This is a genomic window from Massilia sp. LjRoot122 (assembly GCF_964252725.1).
Taxonomy (GTDB): domain Bacteria; phylum Pseudomonadota; class Gammaproteobacteria; order Burkholderiales; family Burkholderiaceae_D; genus Telluria.
The window spans coordinates 3025523-3050957 of the sequence record NZ_CAXUPB020000001.1 but is presented as its reverse complement, the minus strand read 5'-3'; the positions used below and the strand labels follow the sequence as shown (position 1 = coordinate 3050957).

Below are 25435 nucleotides of genomic sequence, written 5' to 3'. Positions count from 1 at the left end.
TAAAACGTCCATGCGCCAGATTGTCCTCGATACCGAAACCACCGGCCTGAATCCCCGCACGGGCGACCGCATCATCGAGGTCGGCTGCGTGGAGATCTTCAACCGCAAGCTGACCGGAAATAATTTTCACCGCTATATCAATCCGGAGCGCGACTCGGACGAGGCGGCACTGGCGGTCCACGGCCTCACGACGGAATTCCTGAGCGACAAGCCGAAGTTCCACGAGATCGTCGAAGAACTGCGTGCATTCGTGCAGGGCGCCGAAGTCATCATCCACAACGCCCCCTTCGACCTGGGCTTCCTGAACGCCGAGTTCGCACGCCTGGGGCTGCCGCCCTTCACCGACCATTGCAGCGGCGTGATCGACACCCTGGTGCAGGCGAAGGAACTGCATCCGGGCAAGCGCAACTCCCTCGATGCGCTGTGCGATCGCTACGAAATCTCGAATGCGCACCGCAAGCTGCACGGCGCATTGCTCGACTCGGAACTGCTGGCGGATGTGTACCTCGCGATGACGCGCGGCCAGAACTCCCTGACCATGGACGTGGCGGTCGAGGCGAGTGCCGGCGGCGAACTGGGCGATGCCGGTCCGCTGGGCGAGATCATCGTGCTCGCGGCAAGCAGCGACGAGATCGCCGCGCACGAAGAAGTGCTGGCAGGCCTCGACAAGAACGTGAAAGGCAGCTGTGTGTGGAGGAATTATTCTCCAGCAGGGGTGACGGCAGGGTGATCCTGTGGCATAATACGCCTCGCTTCGGGAGGTTAGCTCAGGGGTAGAGCACTGCATTCACACTGCAGGGGTCGCAAGTTCGAAACTTGCACTTCCCACCAAGAATTCATCAGGAAAGCCGCGCACTGTGCGGCTTTTTTGTTTCTGCTTGCTGGGCATGCGCGATCGATGCAAATGCCGGTGATTGCAGTTTGATATTGATGAATCTCAATAGTTAGTGCATAATACACGCACTCGGGAGGTTAGCTCAGGGGTAGAGCACTGCATTCACACTGCAGGGGTCGCAAGTTCGAAACTTGCACTTCCCACCAGGATTACAAAAGGCCCGCAACGGAAACGTTGCGGGCCTTTTTGCATTCGGCGCTCAGGCCTGGCGCCGCCGCGGCCGAAGCTGCTGCGCGCCGCGCGCAGCCAATGCGCCGAGTCCGAACAGTGCCAGCGCATGCGGCTCCGGAACCTCGTTCATCCGGACATCGCGCAGGTAGCCCGCCGCACCGCCGCAGGGGAGCCAGCCGCAGCCCGCGCCCGGCATGCCGGCGTCGCTGTCGGCGTCGCGGATGGTGAACAGTGTGCCGTCCGACAGCAGGTCGATATGGTTTTCCGCATTGTTGGCATAAATGCGACCGCTCAGGTAGCCGCCTGCTTCGAAGCGGATGTCCATGTCGAGGTGCCCGAGGCCGTTGCGGAACTTTTCTGTTGGCGGCTGGTAGCTCATATAGCCTGCGGTACCCGGGAAGGTATACAGCAGCGACAGCAGGCCGGAATCCGGATACGAGGCGGTGTAGTCGCCGAAGGGAACGACGAAGCTGAAGGCGCCGCTATCCACGGTTTCCTGAGTGAACTCGAGTTGGAATGTGATGTTGCGCGGCGTGCCGTCATTGGTCGGGCGCCATTCGTAGATGACGCCCGCATCGCTCGCAAGCGGGAGGAGCAGGCAAGCGGCAACGGCCAGGGTGGATGCAAGTTTCATCTGCGTCTCCGAAAAATGATGTCCATTATTAACTAACAAGCAATTTTCATGACGCACCCTTGCGCTGCGATCCCCCTAAACTGTTGTAGTTTGTCCCGCGCGCAGCCAGCTGAACAGCACCGCCATCATGAAGGGACCCACGAACAGCCCGATGACACCCAGGGTCGACACGCCGCCCAGCAGACCGAACAGTACCGCCAGGAAGGGCAGGTTGACGCGGTGGCCGATCAGCTTCGGCCGGATGAACTTGTCGACCATGAACAGTTCCACCGCGCCCCAGGTGAACAGGCCGAGCGCGGCGCCGGCATGGCCCTGGCCGAGCAGCAGCAGCGACACCATGGTGAAGGACAGCGGGGCGCCGCCCGGGATCAGGGCCAGGTAGCCGGTGATCACGCCCAGCATGGCCGGGGCCGGTGCGCCGGCGATGTAGTAGGCGATGCCCAGCACGATCCCCTCGAGCACCGCGATCGAACACAGGCCGAGCGCGGTGCCGCGCACCGACAGCGGCAGGATGCGGCGCAGGTTGCCGTAGTGGTCGGGCAGCAAGCGGCTGCCTGCGCCATCGACGTAGCGCACCACGGCCGGTCCGTGCAGGTAGAGGATGAACAGGGTCAGCAGGGTCAGGAACAGGTAGAGCGCGTTGGCCAGGATCACTGAGCCCCAGAAGCGCGCCGCGCCGGTCAGGTGCGGAATCACGTCGCCGAGGGTGGTCTGGATCAGTGCGTTCAGGCCGCCGGGCACCGCGAGGTGCTCGTTCCACCAGGCGAGGATGCGCTCGGCGACGAGCGGGATGCCGGCCAGCCAGGCGGGGGGCGGTACGCCGACCTGGTTGAGTTCGGTCAGCAGGCGCTGGATGCCGACCAGTTCGTTACCGAGGGCCTTGACCAGCAGCAGCGAGGGACCGACAAAGCAGAGTACCAACAGTGCCACCAGCACCGCGGCGCTGGCGAGGCGCGGCAGGCCGCGTGCCTGCAGGCGTTCGTGCAGCGGCCAGGTGATGACCGCCAGCAGGCCGGCCCAGGCCAGCGAGCCGAGGAAGTGCTGCAGCAGGAAAGCCAGCGCGGTCGCGAACAGCACCGGCAGCACGAGTGACGAGTAGCGCATCCGGCTCCTTCAGTTCGAGGTACTCAGGCGTGCTGAAGAGCGGCGATGCGCTCCTCGCACGACGGGTGGCTGCTGAACAGCGACATCACGCCGCCGCCGGCGATGCCCGAGGCAGCCATGTTCTTCGGCAGCGCGCCGGGCGCAAAGCCGCCCAGGCGGGCCAGCGCATCGATCATCGGACGCGGCGTGCCCATGATCTGTGCGGCGCCGCGGTCGGCGCGGTATTCGCGCCGGCGCGAGAACCAGGCCACGATGATGCTGGCCAGGATACCGAACAGGATATCGCAGACGATGGCCGTGATGGTGTAGGCGATGCCGGGGCCGCTGTTTTCCTCGTCCTTGCGCAGGAAGCTGTCGACCGCGTAGGCGACCACGCGCGCCAGGAAGATCACGAAGGTGTTCACCACGCCCTGGATCAGGGTCAGCGTGACCATGTCGCCGTTGGCGATGTGCGCGACCTCGTGCGCCAGCACCGCCTCGACCTCGTCCTGGGTCATCGAGGCCAGCAGGCCGGTGGACACGGCCACCAGCGAAGCGTTCTTCGAGGCGCCGGTGGCGAAGGCATTCGGCTCGCCCTCGTACACCGCGACTTCGGGCATCGCGATGCCGGCGCGCCGCGCCTGGGCCGCCACGGTGTCCAGCAGCCAGGCTTCGGTGCCGTTCGAGGGCTGCGCGATCACGCGCGCCCCGGTCGACCACTTGGCCATCGGTTTCGAGATCAGGAGCGAGATGAAGGCGCCGCCGAAGCCCATCAGGCCGGCGAAGGCGAGCAGGGCGCCGAGGTTCAGTCCGTTAGCGGTGAGGAAGCGGTTCACGCCCAGCAGGCTGGCCGAGATGCCCAGCACCAGCATGATGGCGAGGTTGGTCGCGATGAGAAGTACGATGCGTTTCATGGTTCCGGTGTGCGTTGATCGATAGCGTCAAATGCGGCCGTGGCCGCATTTGCTCATGCATAAGGATAAAGCAACCGGTGGGTCCTGGAAAAGCGAAGAAATCAGAAACATTACTTCACTAAAATAGAAGCAATGCAGAGGGGCGCCGCAGCGGACGGCGCCCGGAAGGGCTCAGCCGTGCAGGTCGTCGTCCTTGAGGGTGCCGTTGACGTACAGGCGCAGCAGGATCGCGACCGGCGGCGGGATCACGACGCCGGTTTCGAAGCGGCTGCCGCTGGACTGGGTGACGCCGAAACGGCTCCAGAACTTTTCCTGGCTCTCGCGCTTGCGGATGCGCAGGCGGCGCAGTTCATGCGGGGCCGCCGGCCAGGGCGCGTTGTGCGGCACCGCGTCCGCCACCAGGTCGATGCCGACCGAGTCCATACCGAATTCTTCACCCATCTTGCCAGCCATTGATTCTTCCTTCCGTTCGCCCATGTCGAGACTCGCTTGCGGCCCGGCGGACCGCACCAAAGACCTGATCGTAGCCGGAAAGATATGCTCCAAGGCTCACGAAAAATCACGACCATGCACTTTTTGTAAATAGCGCTTTTGATACAGGAAATTTGCCGAAAATGGTCATGTAGCGAGCCGGTGGCCCTTCGCCCGCCGCAGGAGCCCCCACGCATGCCCGTTGAAGAGGGCGCTGTCATCCTTCGCTATGGATGGGTTTGATTGCGAGCTGAAGCAATCCGGCGGCGCCGGAACATCTGGCGCAGATCCTGGCCGGCGCAGGGCAAACTCGGGTATGATCCGGTAGTTTCTTTCTGACATCATTTTCGATCACTCCTGCCGGCGATGAACAACAAGACCGAACCCGCCAACCCGCTCGCCCTCGCTTTCGCGGCGCGCGCCGTCAACCTGGTCGACTGCGGCCTGGTCGTGCTCGACGCCGGCCACGACATCGTCCTGTGGAACGGCTGGATGGTGCCGCGCTCCGGCTATGCCGCCGCGCGCGTGCGCGACCGTTCCTTGTTCGACGTCTTCCCCGAACTGCGCGGCTCGCGCATCGAGTCGGCGGTGCTGGCGGCGCTCACCGAAGACATCGCCACCACGGTGCCGGCATCCAGCGGACGCTCGCCCTTCCCACTGCGCGAGGCGGGCAGCTTCGACGGCGCGCGCATCGAACAGGCGGTCAGCGTGACGCCCTTCAGCGAAGGCGGCGAGCGCTTCTGCCTGGTCGAGATCCGCGACGTCAGCGGCACCGTGGACCGCGAGCGGCGCCTGCTCGACCACGCCGAATCGCTGCGCGCCCGTTCCTATGTGGATGGCCTGACCGGCATCGCCAACCGCCGCCACTTCGACGTCGCCCTCGACCGCGAACTGCGCCGCGCCCAACGCAACGGCGGCGCCATGTCCCTGCTGCTGATGGACATCGATTCCTTCAAGGCCTACAACGACCACTTCGGCCACCAGGAGGGCGATGCCTGCCTGAGCACGGTCGCCCAGGCGCTGGCCGCCATGTGCAAGCGCCCGGCCGACGTGGCCGCGCGCTACGGCGGCGAAGAGTTCGCCGCGATCCTGCCCGACACCACGGCGGAGCAGGCGCGCGCCCATGCGGAGGCGATCCGCGAGCACGTGGCGGCGCTGCAGCTGCCGCATGCGCCGAATGCGCTGCGGCCGCACGTCACCCTCAGCATCGGGGTGGCCGGATTCGACCAGACGCGCCTGAATGAACCGGCGCGCCTGATCGAGGCGGCCGACAAGGCCCTGTATGCCGCCAAGCGGGGCGGGCGCGACCGCGTGGTGGTCGACGGCGACACGTCCGCAGTATCCCTGTAGAATTGCAGCTAGGAAATATTAACGCGCGTCCCTGTCAGATCCGATAGCGCCAAGTCCGGCTGCGCTCGTGTACACTCGGGCCGCGGGGCTTGCCGCGCGCTGCTGCTGCGGACACGAAGGGATGTGACTACTTCTTATGCTGATCGGCCATTACGAACCCAAGCTGGTGCTGCTCTCGATCCTGGTCGCGATCTTCGCGTCCTACACGGCGCTGAGCCTCGCGCTACGGGTCAAGCAATCGCAGGGCTATGCGCCGCATGCCTGGATGGCCGGCGGCGCCTTCGCCATGGGCAGCGGCATCTGGGCGATGCACTTCATCGGCATGCTCGCCTTCCGCCTGCCGATGCCGCTCGCCTACGATCCCGTGATCACCTTCGTGTCCTGGCTGCTGCCGGTGCTGGTCTCCGGCCTGGCCCTGTGGCAGCTGCGCCACCGCGAACTGGGCGGGCGCCACCTGGCCTGGGGCGCGCTGCTGCTGGGCCTGGGCATCAATGCGATGCACTACACCGGCATGGCCGGCATGCGCATGGACCCGGCCATCACCTACGACCCCTGGCTGTTCCTGGCCTCGCTCGCCATCGCGATCGGCGCTTCCGCCGGCGCCCTGTGGATCAGCTTCAAGCTCAACGAGAACGTCAGCCGCCACCGCCTGTTGCAGCTGGGCGCCGCCGTCGTCATGGGCGGTGCGATCTCGGGCATGCACTACACCGGCATGGCCGCGGCCCATTTCGATGCCGCCAGTGTGTGCCGTGCCGCCGGCAACGGGGTCAACCAGGACCATCTGGCGATCCTGGTCGCGGTGGTGAGCTTCGCGGTGCTCAGCATCGCCTTGCTGGCCGCGATCTTCGACACCCGCCTCGAGTCGCGCACCCGCACCCTGGCGGCCTCGCTGGAGACCGCGGCCGAGCGCCAGCAACTGTACCTGCGCGAGCAGAAGGCGCGGCTCGAGGCCGAAAACCTGGGCCAGCTGAAGGACGAATTCCTGGCCACGCTCTCGCACGAGCTGCGCACCCCGCTGAACGCGATGCTGGGCTGGTCGCAACTGCTGCTGCAGGGCCACCGCGACGAGGCGATGCTGCGCCGCGGCCTGGAAACCATCGAGCGCAACGCGCGCGCCCAGTCGCAGCTGATCGAGGACATGCTCGACATGAGCCGCCTGATGGCCGGCAAAATCAGGGTCGAAGCAAAAGCGGTGACGCCGGCCGAATTCGTCAACGCCGCGCTCGAGACCGCGCGCCCCGCGGCCCTCGGCAAGCAGATCCAGCTCGTGGCCGAGGTCGACTACGACGCCGGGCCGGTGCTGGGCGACCTCGGGCGCATGCAGCAGGTGATGTCGAACCTGGTGTCGAACGCGATCAAGTTCACCGAGGCGGGCGGCCGCGTCGCCGTCAGCGTGCGGCGCGAAGGCGATGAAGTGGCGATCGACGTCACCGACTCAGGCATCGGCATCGATCCGGACTTCCTGCCCTACGTGTTCGACCGCTTCCGCCAGGCCGATTCCTCCTCGGCGCGGCGCCACGGCGGCCTCGGGCTGGGCCTGTCCATCGCGCGCCAGCTGATCGAACTGCAGGGCGGCACGATCACCGTCGCCAGCCCGGGGCAGGGCAAGGGCGCGACCTTCAGCCTGCACCTGCCGCTCTACCAGGGTGCGGCCCCGGCCGAGCCGGCGCCGGTTTCCGTGGCGGACAGCGCTGCGGGCGCCGCGTCCACGGGCAGCCTGGCCGGCATGACCTTGCTGGTGGTGGACGACGAACCCGACTCGCTGGAACTGGTGCAGCAGGTGCTGGCCGAGACCGGTGCCGTGATCGTGACCGCCACCAGCGCCGGCGAGGCCTTGCGCATGCTCGAACGCCACCAGCCGGACCTCCTGATCAGCGACATCGGCATGCCGCTGATGGACGGGTTCGAGCTGATCCGCCGCATCCGGGCCGGGCGCCAGCGCAACCTGGCCGGCGTGCCGGCGATCGCCCTGACGGCCTTCTCGCGCCGCGAAGACCAGCAGCGCGCGCTGGAGGCGGGTTTCGACGAATACCTGGCCAAGCCGCTGCGCCCGGCGGTGCTGCTGCAGACGGTGGTCGGGATGGCGGGGCGCAGGGCGCTCAGCCGGGTGTGAGCGCCGGCTGCCAGTACATGTCGGGCAGCACCAGGTGCAGCTGGAGCTCACGCTCGTTGCCGGCAGCCTCGCCGGCAGCGCTGCCTTCGACCCCTTCGACGATGAAGCCGCGGTTGCGTCCCGCTTCCTTGCCCTTGTAAAGGGCGCGGTCGGCCAGCGCGATCGCCTGTTCCCAGCCGAAGGCTTCACCGGAACCGAGCCGTAGCGAGACCGCTCCGGCGGTGGCGCTGACCTGCAGCACGGTACCGTCTTCCAGCACCACCGGCGCGCTGGCGATGGCGTTCAGGATGCGCTGCACCAGCAGCGGGCGCCGGTCCTCGCTCACGCCCTGCGAATACACCAGGAATTCCTCGCCGCCCCAGCGCAGCACCATGTCCGATCCGCGCACCACCTCGTTCAGGCGGCGGCCCACCTCGACCAGCACCACGTCGCCGGCGGCGTGGCCATGCTGGTCGTTGATGCGCTTGAAGTGGTCGATGTCGAGCAGGGTGAAGCAATCGTTGGAGGCCGCCTCGCTGGCGCGCATCCGGTCGACGAAGGAGCGCCGGTTGAACAGGCCGGTGAGGGGATCGTGGGCGGAGCTGTGCGCCAGCTCGGCGTTCAGTTCGGCCAGGCGGCGGCTGGTCGCCTGCGACTTCCGGTACAGCATGGACACGAATCCGAGCAGCACCAGCGCCAGTAGCGCCCCGAGCGAGGCCAGCGCCAGGCGCAGGTTGCGGTTGTGGAGTTCGGCGTCCTTGACCGCGTTTTCCTGGCGCAGGCGCTCGATCTGGGCGGCGCGCTCCTTGGCGTTGAACTGCTCCTGCAGGGCGGCGAAGGCCTTGTTGCGGCGTTCGACCGCCAGGGTTTCCTGGATCTGCTCGCGCTCGCGCACCGTCTGCAAGGCCTGCTTGTGCAGGCCGGCCTTTTCCTGTGCCTCGCTCTTTTCGGCCAGGATGTTCGAGACGGCCAGCATGGCGCCGGCCTTGCGCAGTTCCTGCGCGGTGCGGTCGATGTACACCGAGCCTTCGGCATGCCGGCCCTGGCCATACAAGGCGAAGCCCAGGTTGGCATTCACCATCTGGATGATGCTCTGGTCCGTCACCTCCTCGGACAGCGCGACCGCCGTGCGGGCGGTACGCTCGGCCTCGACGTAGCGCTGGGCCTTGAGCCAGGCGTCGGATTGGTTGCCCAGCACGTTCGCTTCGATCCAGCGCAGCTCGTACCTGCGCGCCAGCACCAGCGCGCGCTCGAAAGCGGCATGGGCCTGCGGCAGCTGGCGCAGCGAGACGTAGGCACGCCCGTCCATGAAATGCATCAGGGCCTCGACCCGCGGCGGGATCGCATCCGCCTGGCCCTCGCGGCCGCTGCGCGCTTCGCGATAGGCGCGGGTGGTCTCGAGCGCCTTGACGGCGTTGTCGCTGTTGACGTACAGGCGCGCCAGCGCCAGCCTGATGTCGGCCTCGCGCGGCCCCCACAGTTCGGATTGGCCCTGTACCAGTTCCAGCGCGCGCAGGTAGTGGCGCAGCGCACGGTCGTGCTGGCCCGTCGTGTTGTAGATCGCCCCGTAGGCCACCTCCGCATGGGCCTCGAACTCCTTGCTGCGCAGTGCGCGGTAGCGGGCATTCAGGGTTTCCAGCAGGGCCATCGCGGCGGCCGGGTCATTGTCGTTGAGGCGCTTGTGGACGCGCCCGAGGCTGCCCAGCGCCACGTGCAGGGCGTCGCCGGCGCCGCCGGCGAGGGCAATGATGCGCTCGTCAACCGCATACGCTTCGCTCAACTGCCCGGCATCGCTGTGGATGCGGCGCAGCAGGCGCAGGTAGCCGAGATGCACGGCATAGGGCGCCCCCTTGGTGAAGGCGGGCGCCTCGGCCAGCAGCAGGCTGCGGGCTTCCGGAATGCTGCGCTCGGCCACCTGGGCCAGGGCGCGCAGGCGCACTTCCGGCGCGGCCGGACCTGCGGCCTGTGCCACGGGCGCAGCGGCGCAGGCCAACGCCAGCAGCAGGGACGGCAGGCTCCGGCGCCACGCACGCATCGCCGGTCGGGATGCCAGTGGGATCGTCATCGTGTTCGGCAGCGGCAAAGGATGTCGGCGGGAAGGGCGAGCGGCGGGAGGCCGGGCGGCTCGACGCCGCTGGATGCGGCGACAGGACGATTATGTTCTGTTGATTTGTGGAAATCAAGTGAGCAAAACCGCGCACGACGTATACACAACGGCCGTCGGTTTTTTGCTTGAAATAAAAGAATTATTCGCTTTTCATCACTTTACTTTGATTCCCAACAACAATCTGGTGATAATGGCGGGTCTGCAGATTTAGGCAGCAGCAGATGCGGCGACAGTCGGTTCACGCGTCAGGCATCCGGCCCTACCGGACGGATGGACAGAGCGCTACCGCAGGCATACAGTGCAGCGGCAAACACAAGACGCGGAACCCTACTATTTTTTGATTGGAGAACAAGCAGTGAGTCTTTTCAGAACTAAAAATCTTGACACGATGGTTGCCGCGGCCCAGAAGCCCGGCGGCCTCAAGAAAGTGCTCGGTCCCTTCGACCTCGTCCTGATGGGCATCGGCGCCATCATCGGCACCGGCATCTTCGTGCTGACCGGTACCGGTGCCGTGACCGCGGGCCCGGCCCTGACGCTCTCCTTCATCGTCGCCGCGCTGGCCTGCGGCTTCGCCGCGCTGTGCTATGCCGAATTCGCCTCGAGCGTACCGGTGGCCGGCTCGATCTACACCTACAGCTACTTCACCCTGGGCGAAATCGTCGCCTGGATGATCGGCTGGGACCTGCTGCTCGAATACGGCCTCGCCACCTCGACCGTCGCGGTAGGCTGGTCGGGCTACTTCCAGTCGCTGCTCAAGGGCATCGGCATCGTGCTGCCGGAGGCGCTGCGCGCCGCACCGGGCGCACAGCCGGGCGTGGACACCCTGATCAACCTGCCGGCCTTCCTGATCATGATCTTCCTGACCTGGATCCTGTCGATGGGCGTGCGTGAATCGGCGCGCGTGAACAACGTCATGGTGATCATCAAGACCGGCGTCGTGATCCTGTTCATCGTGGTCGGCGTCAACTACGTCAAGCCGGAAAACTGGCAGCCTTTCATGCCTTTCGGCTTCGGCAGCGTGATGAGCGCCGCCGCGCTGGTGTTCTTCGCCTTCATCGGCTTCGACGCCGTCACCTCGGCCGCCGAGGAAGTCAAGAACCCGTCCAAGGACCTGCCGATCGGCATCATCGGTTCGCTGGCCGTCTGCACCGTGCTGTACGTGATCGTCGCCGCCATCATGACCGGCATCGTCCCGTTCATGAACTTCAAGGGCGTCGACCACCCGGTCTCGCTGGCCCTGCAGTACGCGGGCCAGGACTGGGTCGCCGGCTTCGTCGACCTGGCCGCGATCCTGGGCATGAGCACCGTGATGCTGGTGATGGCCTACGGCCAGACCCGCATCCTGTTCGCCATGTCGCGCGACGGCCTGCTGCCGGCCAAGCTGTCGGAAGTGCATCCGAAATACGGCACCCCGTACTTCGCCACCTGGATGGTCGGCATCGTGTTCGGCCTGATCGCCGCCGTGGTCCCGCTCGACGTGCTGGCCGAACTGGTCAACATCGGCACCCTGGCCGCGTTCTCGCTGGTCTCGCTGGCCGTGATCATCCTGCGCAAGAAGCGTCCGGAACTGCACCGCGCCTTCCGCTGCCCGGGCGTGCCGGTGGTCCCGGCCCTGGCCATCATCTTCTGCCTGGCCCTGATGTCCTTCCTGAGCTGGCATACCTGGGTGGCCTTCGTGGTCTGGCTGCTGATCGGCCTGGCGGTCTACTTCCTGTACGCCCGCCAGCGCTCGCTGCTCAACACGCAGCAGTAAGCGCCCGGTAGCATTGCCCTGGAGACGCCCGGCACCGTAAGGTGGCCGGGCGTTTTTCTTGCCAGCGTGCTAAGCTAGCCCGGACGCCGGCCCATTCCGGGCCGCGGTTTTCACGGAGACCGGATCCATGAGCGCCATCGTGCTGGGCAAGGGCGACGCCCTCCTGATCGTCGACCTGCAGAACGACTTCCTTCCCGGCGGCGCCCTGGCGGTGCCGCGCGGCGACCTCGTCATCGAACCCATCAATGCCCTCATCGACCTCTACCACGGACGCGGCTTGCCCATCTACGCCTCGCGTGACTGGCATCCGGATGCGCATTGCTCGTTCACGGCCCAGGGCGGCCCGTGGCCGCCGCATTGCGTGGCCGGGTCCGAGGGCGCGCTGTTCAGCGAAGCCTTGCGCCTGCCCGAGGAAGCGATCGTGATCTCCAAGGCACTCACCGCGGCCGAGGATGCGTATTCGGCCTTCAGCGGCACCGGCCTGGGACGCAGCATGCTGGCCGACGGCGTCACCCGGCTGGCGGTATGCGGCCTGGCCACCGACTATTGCGTGCTCAACACGGTGCTCGACGGGATCGCGGCCGGCTTCGAGGTGCTGCTCGTGCTGGAAGCCACGCGCGCGGTCGAAGTCGCGCCCGGCGACGGCGACCGGGCCCTGGCGCGCATGCTGGCCAAGGGCGCGCTGCCGGTCAGGCTGTCCGCCGGCCAGCTGGTCGCGGACGCCCAGCTCGGCGCGCCGCTGTAGCAGGCAATCGGAGGACATTCAATGGCAACGGTCGGCGACTTCCTGCTCGAACGCCTGCACCAGTGGGGTGTGCGGCGTGTCTTTGGCTATCCCGGGGACGGCATCAACGGCATCATGGGCGCCTTCGGACGCCAGCAGGCCGTCGAATTCATCCAGACCCGGCACGAAGAGATGGCGGCCTTCATGGCCTGCGGCCACGCCAAGTTCACTGGCGAGGTCGGGGTCTGCCTGGCCACCTCCGGTCCGGGCGCGATCCACCTGCTCAACGGCCTGTACGACGCCAAGCTCGATCACCAGCCGGTGGTGGCCATCGTCGGCCAGCAGAAGCGCAGCGCGCTCGGCGCCAGCTACCAGCAGGAGGTCGACCTGCTGTCCCTGTTCAAGGATGTCGCCGGCGACTACGTGCAGATGGCGGCATCCAGCGAGCAGCTGCGCCACCTGGTCGACCGGGCGGTGCGCATCGCGCTCAGCGAGCGCTGCGTCACCTGCATCATCCTGCCGAGCGACCTGCAGGACGAAGACGCGGTGCCGCTGCCGCCGCGCGAGCATGGCTACACCTTCAGCGGCGTCGGCGTCGCCAGCAGGGCGCTGGTCCCGCCCGAGGAGGCGCTGCGCGCCGCCGCGGCGATCCTGAATGCGGGGAGCAGGGTGGCGATCCTGGCCGGGGCCGGGGCGCAGGGCGCGCACCGGGAACTGGCCGAGGTGGCCGAGCTGCTGGGCGCGGGCGTGGCCAAGGCGCTGCTGGGCAAGGCCGTGCTGGACGACGGCTTGCCCTTCGTGACCGGATCGGTCGGTATCCTCGGCACCCGGGCCAGCAAGGACATGCTGCAGGACTGCGACACCCTGCTGATGGTCGGTTCGAGCTTCCCCTACGCCGAGTTCCTGCCGCCGGAAGGGCAGGCGCGCGGGGTGCAGATCGACATCGACGGACGCATGCTGGGCCTGCGCTATCCGATGGAAGCAAACCTGCAAGGGGACGCCGGGGCCACCCTGCGCGCCCTGATTCCCTTCCTGGAGCGCAAGCAGGAGCGCGGCTGGCGTGCACGGATCGAAGACGACAGCGCCGCCAGCCGGCGCCTGCTCGCCGCGAAGGCGATGGAGCCGGCCGAGCCGGTGAATCCGCAACGGGTCTTCACCGAGCTGTCGCCGCGCCTGCCGGAGGACGTCATCATCGCGGGCGACTCCGGCTCGGTGGCGGCCTGGTACGCGCTGCACCTGCAGCTGCGTCCGGGCATGCTGGCCTCGCTGTCCGGCACCCTGGCGACCATGGGCTCGGCCGTGCCCTATGCGCTGGCGGCCAAGCTTGCCCATCCGGGGCGGCCGGTGATCGCCCTGGCCGGCGACGGCGCCATGCAGATGAACGGCATCAACGCCCTGATGTCGATCGCCTGGCACCGCGAACGCTGGACCGATCCGCGCTTCGTGATAATGGTGCTGAACAACCGCGACCTCAATTTCGTCACCTGGGAACAGCGCGGCATGCAGGGCCAGCCCAAGTACGAGCCTTCCCAGCGGCTGCCTGATTTTTCCTATGCGGCTTATGCGCAGATGCTGGGGCTGGACGGGCGGCGGGTCGCGGACCCCGAGGAGCTGGGCGCCGCCTGGGACCAGGCATTTGCCAGCGACCGGCCCTTCGTGCTGGAAGTCGTGGTGGACCCGAACATTCCGCCCTTGCCGCCGCACATGGTCGAACAGCAGCAGGAGCAGTATGCGCAGGCCATCGCCAAGGGCGACCCCGAGGCGGAGGATGTCAGGCGGGGCGCCGACGCCCAATCGGAATCTTGAGCATATGGCAAGAAGTTTGCTGTCCGGTGATGGTTCTTTTGTAATCCCTTTCTTACATCCTCACAGCGCCGCTACCGATTTTGTGTACATGGACCAGCCCGGATAATGTTGCCACCGTCCTAAGACACAAAAAAGAATCCGAGACCATGAATTCGATGCTGTTAGCTGAGACCACGAAGCTTGCGGCGCCAGGCGTTTCCGCCACCCGGGAACGCGCGAAGCGCCTGTACTTTTCGCTGTACGAGAACGCGCGCGCGCATCAGGACGAGGCGCGCGCCTATGTCGCCGACCAGATCGCCGCCGTGCGGGCGCTGCCGAGCGACCTGCCCGCCACGCTGGCAGCGCTGCCGGCCTGGGTCGAGGAACGCACGGGTGCCGTCGGCGCCCAGTACCGCGACTACCTGGCCGCGCGCAAGAACGGCGCGCCGCGCCGCTATTTTTCCTGCCGCGCGCACGCGCTCTACTTCATCAAGGCGGTCGCGCCGACCAAGCTGGTCGACGGCGCCTGGCTGTATGGCCTGCTGAAGCACTGGGACAACCCGGCCTACCACGAGCTGATCAAGACCTACCTCGAGGAACTGGGCGAGGGTGCGCCGAGCAAGAACCACGTCACGATCTACCGCAAGCTGCTGGCCACGCACGGCTGCGAGGGCTGGGAGCATCTCGACGAAGAACACTTCGTGCAGGGCGCGATCCAGCTCGCGCTCGGCCACAACACCGGACACTTCCTGCCCGAAGTCATCGGCTACAACCTGGGCTACGAGCAGCTGCCGCTACACCTGCTGATCACCTCGTACGAGCTGAACGAGTTCGGCATCGATCCGTATTACTTCACCCTGCACGTCACGGTCGACAATGCGGCCAGCGGCCATGCCCAGAAGGCGGTGCAGGCCCTGAAGAACCTGATGCCGCGCGTGGGCGACGCCGACGCCTTCTACCGCCGCGTGCTCGACGGCTACCGCCTGAACGACATCGGCGCCAGCACCACCTCGTGCATCGCCGGCTTCGACCTGCAGGCCGAGCTGGTCGGCATCCTGGCGTCCAAGAGCAGCGTCGGCAAGAACATGCACTCGGATTACTGCCGCGTCGCCGGCCGCTCGGTCAACGACTGGCTGGGTGATCCGGCCCGCATCCCCGACTTCCTGGGGGCGCTGGAGCAGGCCGGCTGGATCAAGCGCGGCGAAGACGTCGAGCACAGCCGATTCTGGCGCCTGGTGCATGGCGAAAAGGCCGAGATGTTCGGTGTCTTCAACGCCTATGAGCAGCAGGTGCTGCGCGACTGGATCATGTCGACCCCGGACGGCAAACGCGCGGAAGGACAACGCTCGCTGACCTGGCGCGCCCGCCAGCGCACCCTGGACAACCTGGGCCAGCATGCGGACCGCAGCGCCGATTTCCCGGAACGCGGCCTGATCCGCCGCCACCCGCGCCTGGAAGCGCCGGACAACGAACTCCGGCTGCTTGAAGAACAGGTGGCCGCGGCCGCCGGCAAACAGGACGCGATGGAACTGCTGGGCGGCCTGATGGCGCCCGAGATCCACCACACGGCGGTGGGCCTGATGGCCACCCGCATGTACACGCGGCTGTTCGACGCCTGAATCGCCGCAACCAGCCAGCTCTTCTGCCATAACGATTACAAGGATCTATTCGTGCAAATCCTGGAACAACGCTTCCTGCGTGGACCGAACGTCCACGCCGATTCACCCTGCCTGCTGAGCGTGATCGACCTGCAGGAGCTGTACGGTCTCTCCTCGAAAGACATCCCCGGCTTCAATGACGCATTGCTGGCCGCGCTGCCTTCGCTGGCCGGCCAGGTGCTGCCGATCGGCGCCCGCGGTGGCTTCGCCCAGCGCCTGCGCGAAGGCACCTATCTCGGCCGCGTGATCGAGCAGGTCACGCTCGACCTCCAGACCCAGGCCGGGGCGCCCGCCAGCTATGGGCGCACGCGCCCGGTCGCCGGCCGCCCCGGGGTGTTCCGCATCGTCTGCGCCTACCAGGCGGAAAAGCTGGTGCAGCCGGCCTTCCAGCTGGCCGTGGACCTGGTCACGGCCCTGGGAAATGAAGAAGAGTTCGAGCTGGGGCCGCGCCTGGAGGAACTGCGCTCGATCGTCGCCCGCCACGCGATCGGCACCAGTACCGCGGCGGTGCTGGCGGCCGCCCATGAGCGCGGCATCCCGACCCAGCGCATCACCGAGGACGCCAATTTGTTCCTGCTGGGCTGGGGCGTGAAGCAGAAGCGCCTGCAGGCCACCACCACCGGCGACACCAGCTTCATCGCGGTGAAGATCGCCAGCGACAAGCAGCTGACCAAGGCCCTGCTCAAGGAAGCCGGTGTGCCGGTGCCGGAAGGTTCGGTGGTCACCGATGTGGAGGACGCCCAGCGCGCGGCCAGGCGCCTGAAGGCGCCGGTGACGCTCAAGCCGCTCGACGGCAACCAGGGCAAGGGCGTGACCGTCGATTGCCGCGACGACGAACAGGTCGCGCGCGCCTTCGAGTTCGCGCGCCAGTACGGCCGCCGCATCATCGTCGAACGCTATGTCGAAGGCTGCGACTACCGCGTGCTGGTGGCCGGCGGCCAGGTGGCGGCGGCCGCGATGCGGCGCCCGGCCCATGTGGTGGGCGACGGCGTGGCCAGCATCCGCACCCTGGTCGAGCGCGAGAACCGGAACCCGGCGCGCGGCGCCGGCCACACCAACATCCTGACCCAGATCGCGCTCGACGAGCATGCGCGCGATGTGCTGGCCAAGCAGGGCTACGATTTTGACAGCGTGCTGCCGGTGGGCGTGACGGCCGAACTGCGCGGCAATGCCAACCTGTCCACCGGCGGCACCGCCGAGGACGTGACCGACCTGCTGCCCGAATCGACCCGCCTGCTGTGCGTGCGTGCGGCCGCCAAGATCGGCCTCGACGTGGCCGGCATCGACATCGTCTGCCGCGACATCGCGCTGCCGCTCGACGCCCAGCGCGGCGCCGTCATCGAAGTCAATGCGGCGCCCGGCATCCGCATGCACCAGTACCCGAGCGCCGGCCAGCCGCGCGACGCCGGCGACGCCATCGTGCAGGGCTTGATGGGCGATTCGGACGGGCGCATCCCGACCGTCGCGGTGACCGGCACCAACGGCAAGACCACCACCACGCTGCTGATCGCGCACACCGTGCGCCTGGCCGGCAAGGTGGCCGGCGTGACCACCACCGAGGGCGTCTTCATCGACGGCAAGCAGGTGGCCAAGGGCGACTGCACCGGCTACTGGTCGGCGCGCACCGTGCTCGGTTCTCCCGACGTCGAATTCGCGGTGCTGGAAACGGCGCGCGGCGGCATCCTCAAGCGCGGCCTGGCGTTTGATCGCTGCGACGTCGGCGTGGTGCTGAACATCGCGGCCGACCACCTCGGCCTGGACGGCGTCGACACGGTGGAAGACCTGGCCCAGGTAAAGGCAGTGGTCGCTACCTCGGCGTCGAAGGCGGTGGTGCTCAACGCCGAAGATCCGTTGTGCGTGGCCATGGGCCGGCGTACCAAGCCGGAAGCCGAGATCGTGTACTTCTCGATGGACCCGGAGAACCCGGTCTTCCTGAACCACCTGGAAGAGGGCGGGCGCGGCGTCTACCTGCAGGACAATGCGGTGGTGGTCGCCGACGGCAACCTGCACCAGGAGCTGCTGCGGGTGGAAAGCATGCCGGTGGCCTTCGAAGGCCGTGCGCGCTTCAACATTGCCAACAGCCTGGCGGCGACCGCAGCCCTGATGGCCTCCGGCTTCAGCAACATGCAGATCGCCACCGGCCTGTCCACCTTCGTATCGAACGGCCGCAACAACCCGCTGCGCACGAACATGTTCGATATTCGCGGCGTGACCGTGATCGTCGACTACGCGCACAACCCGGCGGCCTACAAGGCGATGGCCGAGATGGCGCGCGCCCTGCTGCCGGGGCAGCTGGTGGGGATCGTCACCGCCCCGGGCGACCGCCGCGACGAAGACCTGCGCGAGGTCGGGCGGGTGTGCGGCGCCCGCTTCGACGAGCTGGTGGTCTACGAATCCCAGAGCCGCGGCCGCGAAGTGGGCGAGGCGGTCGACCTGATCCTGGACGGTGCGGAGGAAGCGGCCGGCATGAGCGACACCCTGCACCGCGTGATCGAGGTCGGCGAGGCGATCCGCTACGGCCTGGAGCTGTGCCGGCCGGGCGACGTGCTGGTGTTCGCCTGCGGCTCCTCGCTGCAGGTATTCGTGGATGCGCTGCGGGTCAACGATCCGGAGAGTGCGGACCTGGTGGCGGCGCAGGTGTAAAGCTGCGCCAGGACGACGGAAGCGGCCTGCGGGCCGCTTTTTTACTTAACAGATCAGAAGAAGAACTGCAGCGCCAGCGTAAACACGTTCGGCTTCAGGGCGCTCGGCTTTTCCAGCGGCAGGCGCTCATACTCGGCCGTGATGGCGGCATTCGGCGTGATCGAATACTGCAGGCCGAAAGCGCCGTAGGCACCGGTCTCGTTCTTCCTGCCGAGCGCCGCGGGCGCGGGCGGAGGCAGGGCGGTGCGCCGGGTCTGGGCCACGCCCAGCTTGCCGTAGACGCTCAGTTTTTCCGTCAGTGGGATGCTCGGCTTGACGGCGATATACATGCCGTAGCCGTTCCTGAAATCGACGGCGCCGCCTTCGACCGCCAGCTGCTTGCCGAACTGGTAGCCGCCGAAGACCTTGGGGCTGGCCTTGGTGGCCGCGCCGACATAGTCGACCCCGGACACGCCGACGCCGGCATAGGCCTGCGGCGCGCTGCGCACCGGTTCGGCACAGGCGGCGCCCGCGGCGACCATGCCTGCCAGGAGAACGGCGAAGACTTTCTGCATACCTTTTCCTTCCGATGTTCGAGCCGGTCCGCTGTCGTGAGGAGCGGGCCGGGTTACGGATGAGCAAGGTAACAGTAGAGCAGTGGCATGAAAATGCCAAATTGTAACGAAATGCAAAAGATGCACTGATTACTACCCGCTTGCTCATCCGTTTAAGGAAGGCTTAAGGGAAAACGCCTCGATCAGATCGCAGCGGTTTCGATCCGGCGCGCCAGTTCCGGCTTGTCCGGACGCAGTGCATCGGTCAGTTCCGACAGCGTGGTACCGCAGCCGAACACCAGCACGTCGCCCGGTTGGCACAGCGACAGGCCGTGGCGGATCGCGCTGTGCGAGGGCAGGACCACGCTCAGCGACTCGTCCGCCAGCTTGCCGATCTTCGCGCCGCGCACCAGCAGCGCTGCGGTCTCGCCGTCCGGGCGGCCGCGGTTTTCGGTCTCGTAGACCACCAGGTCGTCGAAGCCGGCGGCGCAGGTGCGGCCGATGTCGATCAGGTCGGCGTCGCGGCGGTCGCCGGGTGCGGCCACCACGCCGACCAGGCGACCGGCCGTCATTGCGCGGGCGCTCTCGGCCAGCGCGGCATAGGCGGCGCAGTTGTGGGCGTAGTCGACGATCACGGTCACGCCGTCGACGTCGAACAGGTTCGAGCGCATCGGGTTGTGCTTGGCGTCGGACACGAAGCTGCGCAGGCCGTCCGCGATCTCCTGGTTGCCGAAACCGTTGGCGGTCAGGGCGGCGGCCGCCGCCAGGGCATTGGCGATGTTGTAGCGCGCGGCGCCGCCCAGCGAGACCGGCATCTGGCGCGCATCGACCAGGGCTTCGTGGCGCGCGCCGTTGGCCAGCACCAGGGTCTGGTCCTGCAGGTAGACGGCACGGCCGCCGTTCTCCAGGTGGCGCAGCAGCACGGTGTTTTCGGGATCGAGCGAGAAGTAGATCACTTCCACGCCGTCGCGCAAGGCGTGCGCCATCGCCACGCAGTAGTCGTCGTCGGCATTCAGCACCACGGCGCGCGAGGCGCGCCGCGCCACCACCGCCTTGACCCTGGCCAGGTCGTCGAGGGTGTCGACGCCGTCCAGCCCCAGGTGGTCGCTGGAGACGTTTAGCACCACCGACACGTCGACCCGGTCGTAGGCCAGGCCGCGCTTGAGGATGCCGCCGCGCGCCGTTTCCAGCACCGCAAAATCGACGCCCGGATCCGACAGGATGCTGCGCGCCGAATGGTAGCCGGTGCAGTCGCCCTTCCTGGTGGGCTTGCCGTCCACGTACACGCCTTCGGTGGTGGTGACGCCGGTGCGCAGGCCGGCCTGGCGCACCGCATGGGCGATCAGCAGCGAGGTCGTGGTCTTGCCGTTGGTACCCGTGACTGCGACGGTCGGGATGCGTCCGTCGCAATCGCCGAACAGCGCGTCGACGATGGCCGCGCCGGCGTCGCGTGGGGTGCCGCGGCTCGGGTACTGGTGCATGCGGATGCCGGGTGCGGCATTGACCTCGATGATGCCGCCGCGCTGCTCGCGCAGGGGCTTGGCGATGTCCTGGCAGACGATGTCGATGCCGGCGATGTCGAGGCCGATGGTACGCGCGGCGCGGATGCAGATGTCGCGGGTCTCTTCCGGCAGCAGGTCGGTCACGTCCTCGGCGGTGCCGCCGGTGGACAGGTTGGCGTTGCCGCGCAGGTCGGCCGTCACGCCGGCGGCGAGCACGGTGTCGAAGCCGTAGCCCTGCTTGGCCAGGGTCTCGGCGGCCAGCGCGTCCATCGGGATCTTCGTCAGGATGTTGGTGTGGCCTTCGCCACGCGCCGGGTTGCGGTTCTCGATCTCGACCAGCTCGCGGATGCTCGAGCGGCCGTCGCCGCTGACGCAGGGCGGGCGGCGCCAGGAGGCGGCGGCGACCTTGCGGCCGGTGACCAGCACGCGGTAGTCGCGGCCCTGCAGGTGCTCTTCGACAATGACCTTGCGGCCGTACTTGCGCGCATGGGCGAAGGCGCGCGCGACCTCTTCCGGCGTGCTGCAGTTGGTGGTGACGCCCTTGCCCTGGTTGCCGTCGAGCGGCTTGACGGTGGCCGGGCCGGACAGGCGGCGCGCGGCGCGCAGCGCGTCTTCCTCGCTGGAGACGGTGGCGCCGGGCGGGACCGGCACGCCGGCCACTTCCAGCAGCGCCTTGGTCAATTGCTTGTCGCTGGCGATGCCGACCGCGATCGAATTGGTGGCGCCCGTGATGGTGGCCTGCAGGCGCTTCTGGCGGCTGCCCCAGCCCAGCTGGAACAGGTTGGCCTCATCGGTCAGGCGCAGCGCCGGGATGCCGCGCCGCTGCGCGGCCTGCACCACGGCGTTGGTGCTGGTGCCGATGGCATGGTCTTCGGCGGTCTCGCGCAAGGCCTTCAGCGCCGCGTCGAGGTCAAATGGACGGTTTTCGGCAAGGGCCTGGACCAGGTCGATGGCGACGCGCAGGGCCGCCTGGGCCACTTGCTCGCTTGCATAACCGCACACCACGCGGCGTGCGCGCGGCTGGCCCCCGATTGCCAGGGTCGCGCCAAAGCTCCCCGCGGCACCGGCCAGGCGCTGGAGTTCCATCACGACCGGTTCCAGCGCCTCGACCACCAGGGCGTCGTCGGCCAGGCGCACGGCGGCGTCCGGCGGCAGCTCCGGGAGCAGGGCGAACAGGCGGGCGGCGAAGCCGGCGCACTTGCCGGATTCGTTGGCGGCGCCATCGTCGATCACGGCCATCAGGCAGGGGCTGTCGGCATACAGGTTGGGGCCGCGCAGCAGGCGTTTTTCCTTGATCTTCATGAAATCGGGTTCCGTTTAGTGACGTTTTCCAAAAAATCGAGCAGGGGTGGGGGCAGGCCTTGTCCGGGCGCCGTCGGCCCGCTGGGTAACTGGTAGCTGCTGCCGGCCGGGAGCAGGTGCAGGCGCACGTCGATCAGTTCCGGCGTGTCGCGGTCCTTGATGTCGGCCACGTTGGTGATCATGGTGCGGCCGTCCACGATGGTGACGGCGCCCTGGCCCAGCACTTCGATCCCGCGGCCGAGTTCGACCACCAGCGCGGTGTCTTCATCGATGCCGATGCCCTGCAGGTAGGGGTTCTGGGCCACCACGCTGAGCAGGCGCGAAAGGCGCTGGCGTTCCGAGAAGTGCTGGTCGATGACCACCCGGTGCAGGAAGCCCAGCCCGGCGCCCAGGCTTACCGAGCCTTTCTCGGGCAGGATCTCGGCCCGGCCCTGGGCCAGCATGTGGCCGGACATGGCCGAGGCCCCGGCGCTGGTGCCGCCGATGGTGGCGCCGCGTACTTTCAGTGCGACGTGCATCGCGGCGTCCAGGGCGCTGCCGCCGATCAGGGCCAGCAGGCGTTTCTGGTCCCCGCCGGTCATGAAGATGCCGGTGGCTGCGTCGACCTGGCGCACGAATTCCTCGCTGTTGGCCTGCTGGCGGGTGGTCACCTCGAGGTGGCTGCGGGCCTCGACGCCGAGGTTGCCGAAGGCGTCGTCGTACATGCTCCACATCTCGTCGGCGATGGTGCTGGCGGCGGTGATCACGACAATGTTGGCGTCGGCGCCGCCCGACAGTTCGACGAAGCGCGTCAGGATCTCCATTTCGCGCTTGCGGTCTTCATGGCCGCCGATGATCACGAGGTGGCCATTCTTCTTGTGTTCCTGGTCGCTCATCGCTGGGTCATCTTCGAATAGGGCATGCCCTGGTTGCAATAGGCGCCGGCTTCGGTACGGGTCACGCCGATCAGGCCGATGTCCACTTCCTTGTCGAACAGTTCGACGCCGCGCTTGAGCGCTTCCTCGAGCGCCATGCCGTGTTCGACCCAGCCGTAGACGGTGCGCGCCAGCAGGTGGCGCACGATGTGCTCGCCGATACCGGTGGCGGCGATCGCCCCCAGCGGACCGGCATAGAATCCGCTGCCGATGATCGGGCTGTCGCCCACGCGCCCCAGCAGGCAGGGCGCCGAGCCGCCGGTCGAGCAGGCGACGGCAAAGTGGCCGTCCGGGCCGCGCACCACGGCGCCGACGGTGTCGCAGGCGCTCGACTTGGGCAGCTGCAGCGGCGTCTTGTAATTCCAGAAGCGCTCGAACAGGCGGTTGTCGATGCCCGGCATCAGCGGCACCGAGCCGGCCAGTTCCTGCATCAGCTTGCGGTGGTCGGAGCGCTGGCGTTCCGAGACCGGCGCGCCGCCCGGCATGCCGAGCGAACGCGCGAAGCGCTGCGCGCCTTCGCCGGCCAACATCACGTGGGGCGTGTCGGCGATGGCGCGCGCCAGCTTCACGGGATTCTTCACGTCGCGCACGCAGGCCACGGCGCCGAGGCGGCCGCGGGTGTCCATGATCGAGGCATCCATTTCGATGGTGGCGCCGTCCAGGCCCAGCGTCGAACCGCTGCCGGCGTTGAAGCGGCCGTCGTCCTCGAGCGCGGTGACGGCGATGATGGCGGCGTCGAGCGCGTCGCCGTTGACTTCGAGCTGCGCCAGTGCGCGGCGCGCGGCCAGCACGCAACCGTCCTCGTGTTCCAGCGGTGCGCCTGCGCCGCCGTGGACGACGACTGCGCCGGCCTGTTGGGGTGTGCTCATGTGGTCCCTGATCCTTGTTATTGTGCGTTGCAAGATGCGCAGACTTATTGTCACGCAGTCAAGATCAGCATTATCCGCAAGGGCAGGCCCGCACCAAATCGGTACAGTTGCCGTGCTTGTGTAAGAAGTAACTTACAGGGAACGCCCCGGCGGGGCGTAAAGAAGTGAGGCGCCGCGCAGGGCGCTGCGCAGCGCGCGGACGAGTTCGAGGCGTCCCGAGGGTGTCAGAAAACGCCCAATCTCGACACGCACGCCGCGCGCCTCGATCACCACCAGTGTGCGGATGCCGGCATCCGGCAGGTCGACACGGGCATGGCCGGGATCGAGCCTGACCTGCGAGCGGCGGGCGCCGTCCGCGGTTTCGACCAGCAGGCCGCCGCCGTCCAGCAGGACGCGTTCGTGGTCGAGCGCATGGCGGCAGTAGTGGAGCAGGGCGGCGCCCACCGCCGCGGTTTCGAGCAGGGCAAAGGCGAGCACCATCCAGGCGCCGCGCAGGGTGAAGACCAGGGCGATGCCCAAGGTGGCCGCGCACAGCAGGGCATACACCAGCAGTGCCTGGCGCGGCGTCATCGAACAGTTGCGCTTCATCAGCCATTCGGCCGGCTGGTCGTCCATGGTGGTCACGGTGGGCTGTCAATACGGGTGTGTACCAGTTTGCCACAGCCCGGAAAAAGGCAACGCCCGGGCGGGCCGGACGGGGCGCTTATCTGTTACCATATCGGCCCCCGACACGTCCCCTCCTACGAAAAACTTCCTATGGCGCTCGCATGCGGCCTTGATTTCGGCACCTCCAATTCCACCGTCGGCTGGCTGCCCGGCGGCAGCTTCCAACCCGGCGCCAGTGCCTTGCTGTCCCTGGAAGACGGCAAGGCGACCCTGCCTTCGGTCGTGTTCTTCAATGCCGACGACGAAGAGGTGAGCTATGGCCGCGCCGCGCTGGCCGACTACCTGGAGGGCTATGAGGGCCGCCTGATGCGCTCCCTGAAAAGCCTGCTCGGCACCAGCCTGATCGACGGCCAGACCGAGGTGGCGGGACGGGCGCTGCCTTTCAAGGCCCTGCTGGGCCAGTTCATTGGCGAGGTCAAGCGCCGCGCCGAACGCCAGGCCGGCCGCGACTTCGGCAGCGCGGTGTTCGGGCGCCCGGTGTTCTTCATCGACGACGACGGCGAAGCCGACCGCCGCGCCCAGGACACCCTGGAAGAGGTGGCCAGGTCCTGCGGCTTCCGCGAGATCGCCTTCCAGTACGAACCGATCGCCGCCGCCTTCGATTACGAATCCCGGATCGACCGCGAGGAACTGGTCCTGATCGCCGACATCGGCGGCGGCACCTCGGACTTCTCCCTGGTGCGCCTCGGTCCCGAGCGCAGCAGGCGCCCCGAGCGGCGCGACGACATCCTGGCCAACGGCGGCGTGCACATCGGCGGCACCGACTTCGACAAGTACCTGAGCCTGGCCAGCGTGATGCCGCTGCTCGGCTACGGCACGTCCATGCTGTCCGGCGCCGCCATCCCGTCGAGCTACTACTTCAACCTGGCCACCTGGCACACCATCAACCAGGCCTACACGCGCAAGAGCATCGCCCAGCTGGCCGACCTGGTGCGTGACGCCGCCGAGCCGGCCAAGCTGGTGCGCCTCCAGAAGCTGATCGACGAGCGCGCCGGCCACTGGCTGGCGATCCAGGTCGAGGCGGCCAAGATCGGCCTGTCGGGCAGCCCGACCGTGACGATGGAACTCGACCGGCTGGCGCCGCCCGAATCGCTGGAGGTGACGCGCGCCGGTTTCGAAGCCGCCATCGCGGGCCTGGTCGACAACGTCGGCGCCACCGTGACGCGCCTGTTCTCGGAAGCGGGCGTGGAAGCGGATGCCGTGGACACCGTGTTCTTCACCGGCGGATCGAGCGGCGTGTCGCTGCTGCGCGAACGCATCGCGGCCCTGGTGCCGCGCGCACGCAAGGTCGAGGGCGACCTGTTCGGCAGCATCGGCGCCGGCCTGGCCCTCGACGCGCTGCGCAAATTCGGCTAATTCATCAAGGACG

General features: G+C 67.5%; 19 protein-coding genes and 2 tRNA genes. 11 read left to right on the top strand and 10 right to left on the bottom strand.

Translation table 11 applies throughout. The annotated features are described in order from the left end of the window. Positions 1–10: 10 nt before the first annotated feature. The 3 genes from dnaQ (at position 11) to ACSQ25_RS13235 (ending at position 1041) form a co-directional block, all read left to right on the top strand. Positions 11–730 carry a DNA polymerase III subunit epsilon gene (gene dnaQ, locus ACSQ25_RS13245; protein WP_436106148.1) on the top strand — a complete coding sequence of 240 codons (720 nt, stop codon included), beginning with the start codon at positions 11–13 and terminating at the stop codon, positions 728–730. Positions 731–756: 26 nt separating this feature from the next. Then, positions 757–831: transfer RNA gene (locus ACSQ25_RS13240), tRNA-Val, on the top strand. Positions 832–966: 135 nt separating this feature from the next. Continuing rightward, positions 967–1041, top strand: a tRNA-Val gene (locus tag ACSQ25_RS13235). Positions 1042–1094: 53 nt separating this feature from the next. Here ACSQ25_RS13235 and ACSQ25_RS13230 read toward each other — a convergent pair. The 4 genes from ACSQ25_RS13230 to ACSQ25_RS13215 all read right to left on the bottom strand — a co-directional run bounded on the left by ACSQ25_RS13230 (position 1095) and on the right by ACSQ25_RS13215 (position 4120). Further along, the gene (locus ACSQ25_RS13230; RefSeq protein WP_436106147.1) at positions 1095–1700 is read right to left on the bottom strand and encodes a PEP-CTERM sorting domain-containing protein; all 606 of its coding nucleotides are present in this window, start codon (positions 1698–1700) and stop codon (positions 1095–1097) included. A gap of 75 nt (positions 1701–1775) precedes the next feature. Continuing rightward, positions 1776–2804 carry an AI-2E family transporter gene (locus ACSQ25_RS13225; RefSeq protein WP_436106146.1) on the bottom strand — a complete coding sequence of 343 codons (1029 nt, stop codon included), beginning with the start codon at positions 2802–2804 and terminating at the stop codon, positions 1776–1778. Between the two features lie 23 nt (positions 2805–2827). Then, positions 2828–3697, bottom strand: coding sequence for a protease HtpX (gene htpX, locus ACSQ25_RS13220; protein WP_436106145.1), 870 nt, complete (start codon positions 3695–3697; stop codon positions 2828–2830). 171 nt (positions 3698–3868) lie between these two features. Continuing rightward, positions 3869–4120, bottom strand: coding sequence for a helix-turn-helix domain-containing protein (locus ACSQ25_RS13215; RefSeq protein ID WP_436108074.1), 252 nt, complete (start codon positions 4118–4120; stop codon positions 3869–3871). A gap of 414 nt (positions 4121–4534) precedes the next feature. Here ACSQ25_RS13215 and ACSQ25_RS13210 point away from each other — a divergent pair, with 414 nt between their 5' ends. After that, positions 4535–5518, top strand: a complete 984-nt coding sequence (locus ACSQ25_RS13210; RefSeq protein WP_436106144.1) for a diguanylate cyclase domain-containing protein — start codon at positions 4535–4537, stop codon at positions 5516–5518. A gap of 136 nt (positions 5519–5654) precedes the next feature. Then, positions 5655–7631, top strand: coding sequence for an MHYT domain-containing protein (locus ACSQ25_RS13205; protein WP_436106143.1), 1977 nt, complete (start codon positions 5655–5657; stop codon positions 7629–7631). On the opposite strand, the gene ACSQ25_RS13200 is transcribed toward ACSQ25_RS13205, so the two are convergent. Continuing rightward, positions 7618–9675, bottom strand: a complete 2058-nt coding sequence (locus ACSQ25_RS13200) for a diguanylate cyclase (RefSeq protein ID WP_436106142.1) — start codon at positions 9673–9675, stop codon at positions 7618–7620. The two genes, ACSQ25_RS13205 and ACSQ25_RS13200, sit on opposite strands and share 14 nt — an antisense overlap. A gap of 397 nt (positions 9676–10072) precedes the next feature. On the opposite strand from ACSQ25_RS13200, the gene ACSQ25_RS13195 reads away from it, so the two are divergent. The 5 genes from ACSQ25_RS13195 to cphA (ACSQ25_RS13175) all read left to right on the top strand — a co-directional run bounded on the left by ACSQ25_RS13195 (position 10073) and on the right by cphA (ACSQ25_RS13175) (position 18280). Then, entirely contained in the window at positions 10073–11470 is a 1398-nt protein-coding gene (locus tag ACSQ25_RS13195; RefSeq protein WP_436106141.1) for an amino acid transporter, read from the top strand. 127 nt (positions 11471–11597) lie between these two features. Continuing rightward, positions 11598–12215: an isochorismatase family protein gene (locus ACSQ25_RS13190; RefSeq protein WP_436106140.1), complete on the top strand. Its 618-nt coding sequence runs from the start codon at positions 11598–11600 to the stop codon at positions 12213–12215. A gap of 21 nt (positions 12216–12236) precedes the next feature. Next, positions 12237–14000, top strand: a complete 1764-nt coding sequence (locus ACSQ25_RS13185; protein WP_436106139.1) for a thiamine pyrophosphate-requiring protein — start codon at positions 12237–12239, stop codon at positions 13998–14000. Positions 14001–14146: 146 nt separating this feature from the next. Further along, positions 14147–15598 (top strand): iron-containing redox enzyme family protein, encoded by a 1452-nt coding sequence (locus ACSQ25_RS13180; protein WP_436106138.1) that lies wholly within the window; start codon positions 14147–14149, stop codon positions 15596–15598. Positions 15599–15649: 51 nt separating this feature from the next. After that, the gene (gene cphA / locus ACSQ25_RS13175) at positions 15650–18280 is read left to right on the top strand and encodes a cyanophycin synthetase (protein ID WP_436106137.1); all 2631 of its coding nucleotides are present in this window, start codon (positions 15650–15652) and stop codon (positions 18278–18280) included. Positions 18281–18333: 53 nt separating this feature from the next. Here the strand turns inward: cphA (ACSQ25_RS13175) and ACSQ25_RS13170 are convergent, their stop codons facing one another. From ACSQ25_RS13170 to ACSQ25_RS13150, 5 genes are all read right to left on the bottom strand, one after another. Beyond that, a complete protein-coding gene (locus ACSQ25_RS13170) occupies positions 18334–18834 on the bottom strand; it encodes an outer membrane beta-barrel protein (protein ID WP_436106136.1) in 501 nt (166 codons plus the stop codon). A 182-nt stretch (positions 18835–19016) separates the two neighbouring features. After that, positions 19017–21617, bottom strand: coding sequence for a cyanophycin synthetase (gene cphA / locus ACSQ25_RS13165; protein WP_436106135.1), 2601 nt, complete (start codon positions 21615–21617; stop codon positions 19017–19019). Next, positions 21614–22492, bottom strand: coding sequence for a cyanophycinase (locus ACSQ25_RS13160; RefSeq protein ID WP_436106134.1), 879 nt, complete (start codon positions 22490–22492; stop codon positions 21614–21616). The genes cphA (ACSQ25_RS13165) and ACSQ25_RS13160 overlap by 4 nt, the downstream gene beginning before the upstream one ends. Next, complete coding sequence (locus tag ACSQ25_RS13155) at positions 22489–23400, bottom strand: isoaspartyl peptidase/L-asparaginase (RefSeq protein ID WP_436106133.1); 912 nt, start codon at positions 23398–23400, stop codon at positions 22489–22491. Before ACSQ25_RS13155 ends, ACSQ25_RS13160 begins: the two co-directional genes overlap by 4 nt. A 132-nt stretch (positions 23401–23532) precedes the next feature. Next, positions 23533–24015, bottom strand: coding sequence for a DUF2244 domain-containing protein (locus ACSQ25_RS13150; protein WP_436108073.1), 483 nt, complete (start codon positions 24013–24015; stop codon positions 23533–23535). A 141-nt stretch (positions 24016–24156) separates the two neighbouring features. Here ACSQ25_RS13150 and ACSQ25_RS13145 point away from each other — a divergent pair, with 141 nt between their 5' ends. Then, positions 24157–25422, top strand: a complete 1266-nt coding sequence (locus tag ACSQ25_RS13145) for an Hsp70 family protein (protein ID WP_436106132.1) — start codon at positions 24157–24159, stop codon at positions 25420–25422. Positions 25423–25435 lie beyond the last annotated feature (13 nt).

Excerpts from the sequence above, each read along its gene's own strand:
- ACSQ25_RS13160 (WP_436106134.1), bottom strand. The coding sequence starts at position 22,492 with ATGAGCGACCAGGAACACAAGAAGAATGGCCACCTCGTGATCATCGGC.
- ACSQ25_RS13150 (WP_436108073.1), bottom strand. The coding sequence starts at position 24,015 with ATGGACGACCAGCCGGCCGAATGGCTGATGAAGCGCAACTGTTCGATG.
- ACSQ25_RS13230 (WP_436106147.1), bottom strand. The coding sequence starts at position 1,700 with ATGAAACTTGCATCCACCCTGGCCGTTGCCGCTTGCCTGCTCCTCCCG.
- ACSQ25_RS13145 (WP_436106132.1), top strand. The coding sequence starts at position 24,157 with ATGGCGCTCGCATGCGGCCTTGATTTCGGCACCTCCAATTCCACCGTC.
- cphA (WP_436106135.1), bottom strand. The coding sequence starts at position 21,617 with ATGAAGATCAAGGAAAAACGCCTGCTGCGCGGCCCCAACCTGTATGCC.
- ACSQ25_RS13185 (WP_436106139.1), top strand. The coding sequence starts at position 12,237 with ATGGCAACGGTCGGCGACTTCCTGCTCGAACGCCTGCACCAGTGGGGT.
- ACSQ25_RS13180 (WP_436106138.1), top strand. The coding sequence starts at position 14,147 with ATGAATTCGATGCTGTTAGCTGAGACCACGAAGCTTGCGGCGCCAGGC.
- ACSQ25_RS13190 (WP_436106140.1), top strand. The coding sequence starts at position 11,598 with ATGAGCGCCATCGTGCTGGGCAAGGGCGACGCCCTCCTGATCGTCGAC.
- dnaQ (WP_436106148.1), top strand. The coding sequence starts at position 11 with ATGCGCCAGATTGTCCTCGATACCGAAACCACCGGCCTGAATCCCCGC.
- htpX (WP_436106145.1), bottom strand. The coding sequence starts at position 3,697 with ATGAAACGCATCGTACTTCTCATCGCGACCAACCTCGCCATCATGCTG.
- ACSQ25_RS13170 (WP_436106136.1), bottom strand. The coding sequence starts at position 18,834 with ATGCAGAAAGTCTTCGCCGTTCTCCTGGCAGGCATGGTCGCCGCGGGC.
- ACSQ25_RS13210 (WP_436106144.1), top strand. The coding sequence starts at position 4,535 with ATGAACAACAAGACCGAACCCGCCAACCCGCTCGCCCTCGCTTTCGCG.
- ACSQ25_RS13155 (WP_436106133.1), bottom strand. The coding sequence starts at position 23,400 with ATGAGCACACCCCAACAGGCCGGCGCAGTCGTCGTCCACGGCGGCGCA.
- ACSQ25_RS13225 (WP_436106146.1), bottom strand. The coding sequence starts at position 2,804 with ATGCGCTACTCGTCACTCGTGCTGCCGGTGCTGTTCGCGACCGCGCTG.
- ACSQ25_RS13215 (WP_436108074.1), bottom strand. The coding sequence starts at position 4,120 with ATGGACTCGGTCGGCATCGACCTGGTGGCGGACGCGGTGCCGCACAAC.
- ACSQ25_RS13200 (WP_436106142.1), bottom strand. The coding sequence starts at position 9,675 with ATGACGATCCCACTGGCATCCCGACCGGCGATGCGTGCGTGGCGCCGG.
- ACSQ25_RS13205 (WP_436106143.1), top strand. The coding sequence starts at position 5,655 with ATGCTGATCGGCCATTACGAACCCAAGCTGGTGCTGCTCTCGATCCTG.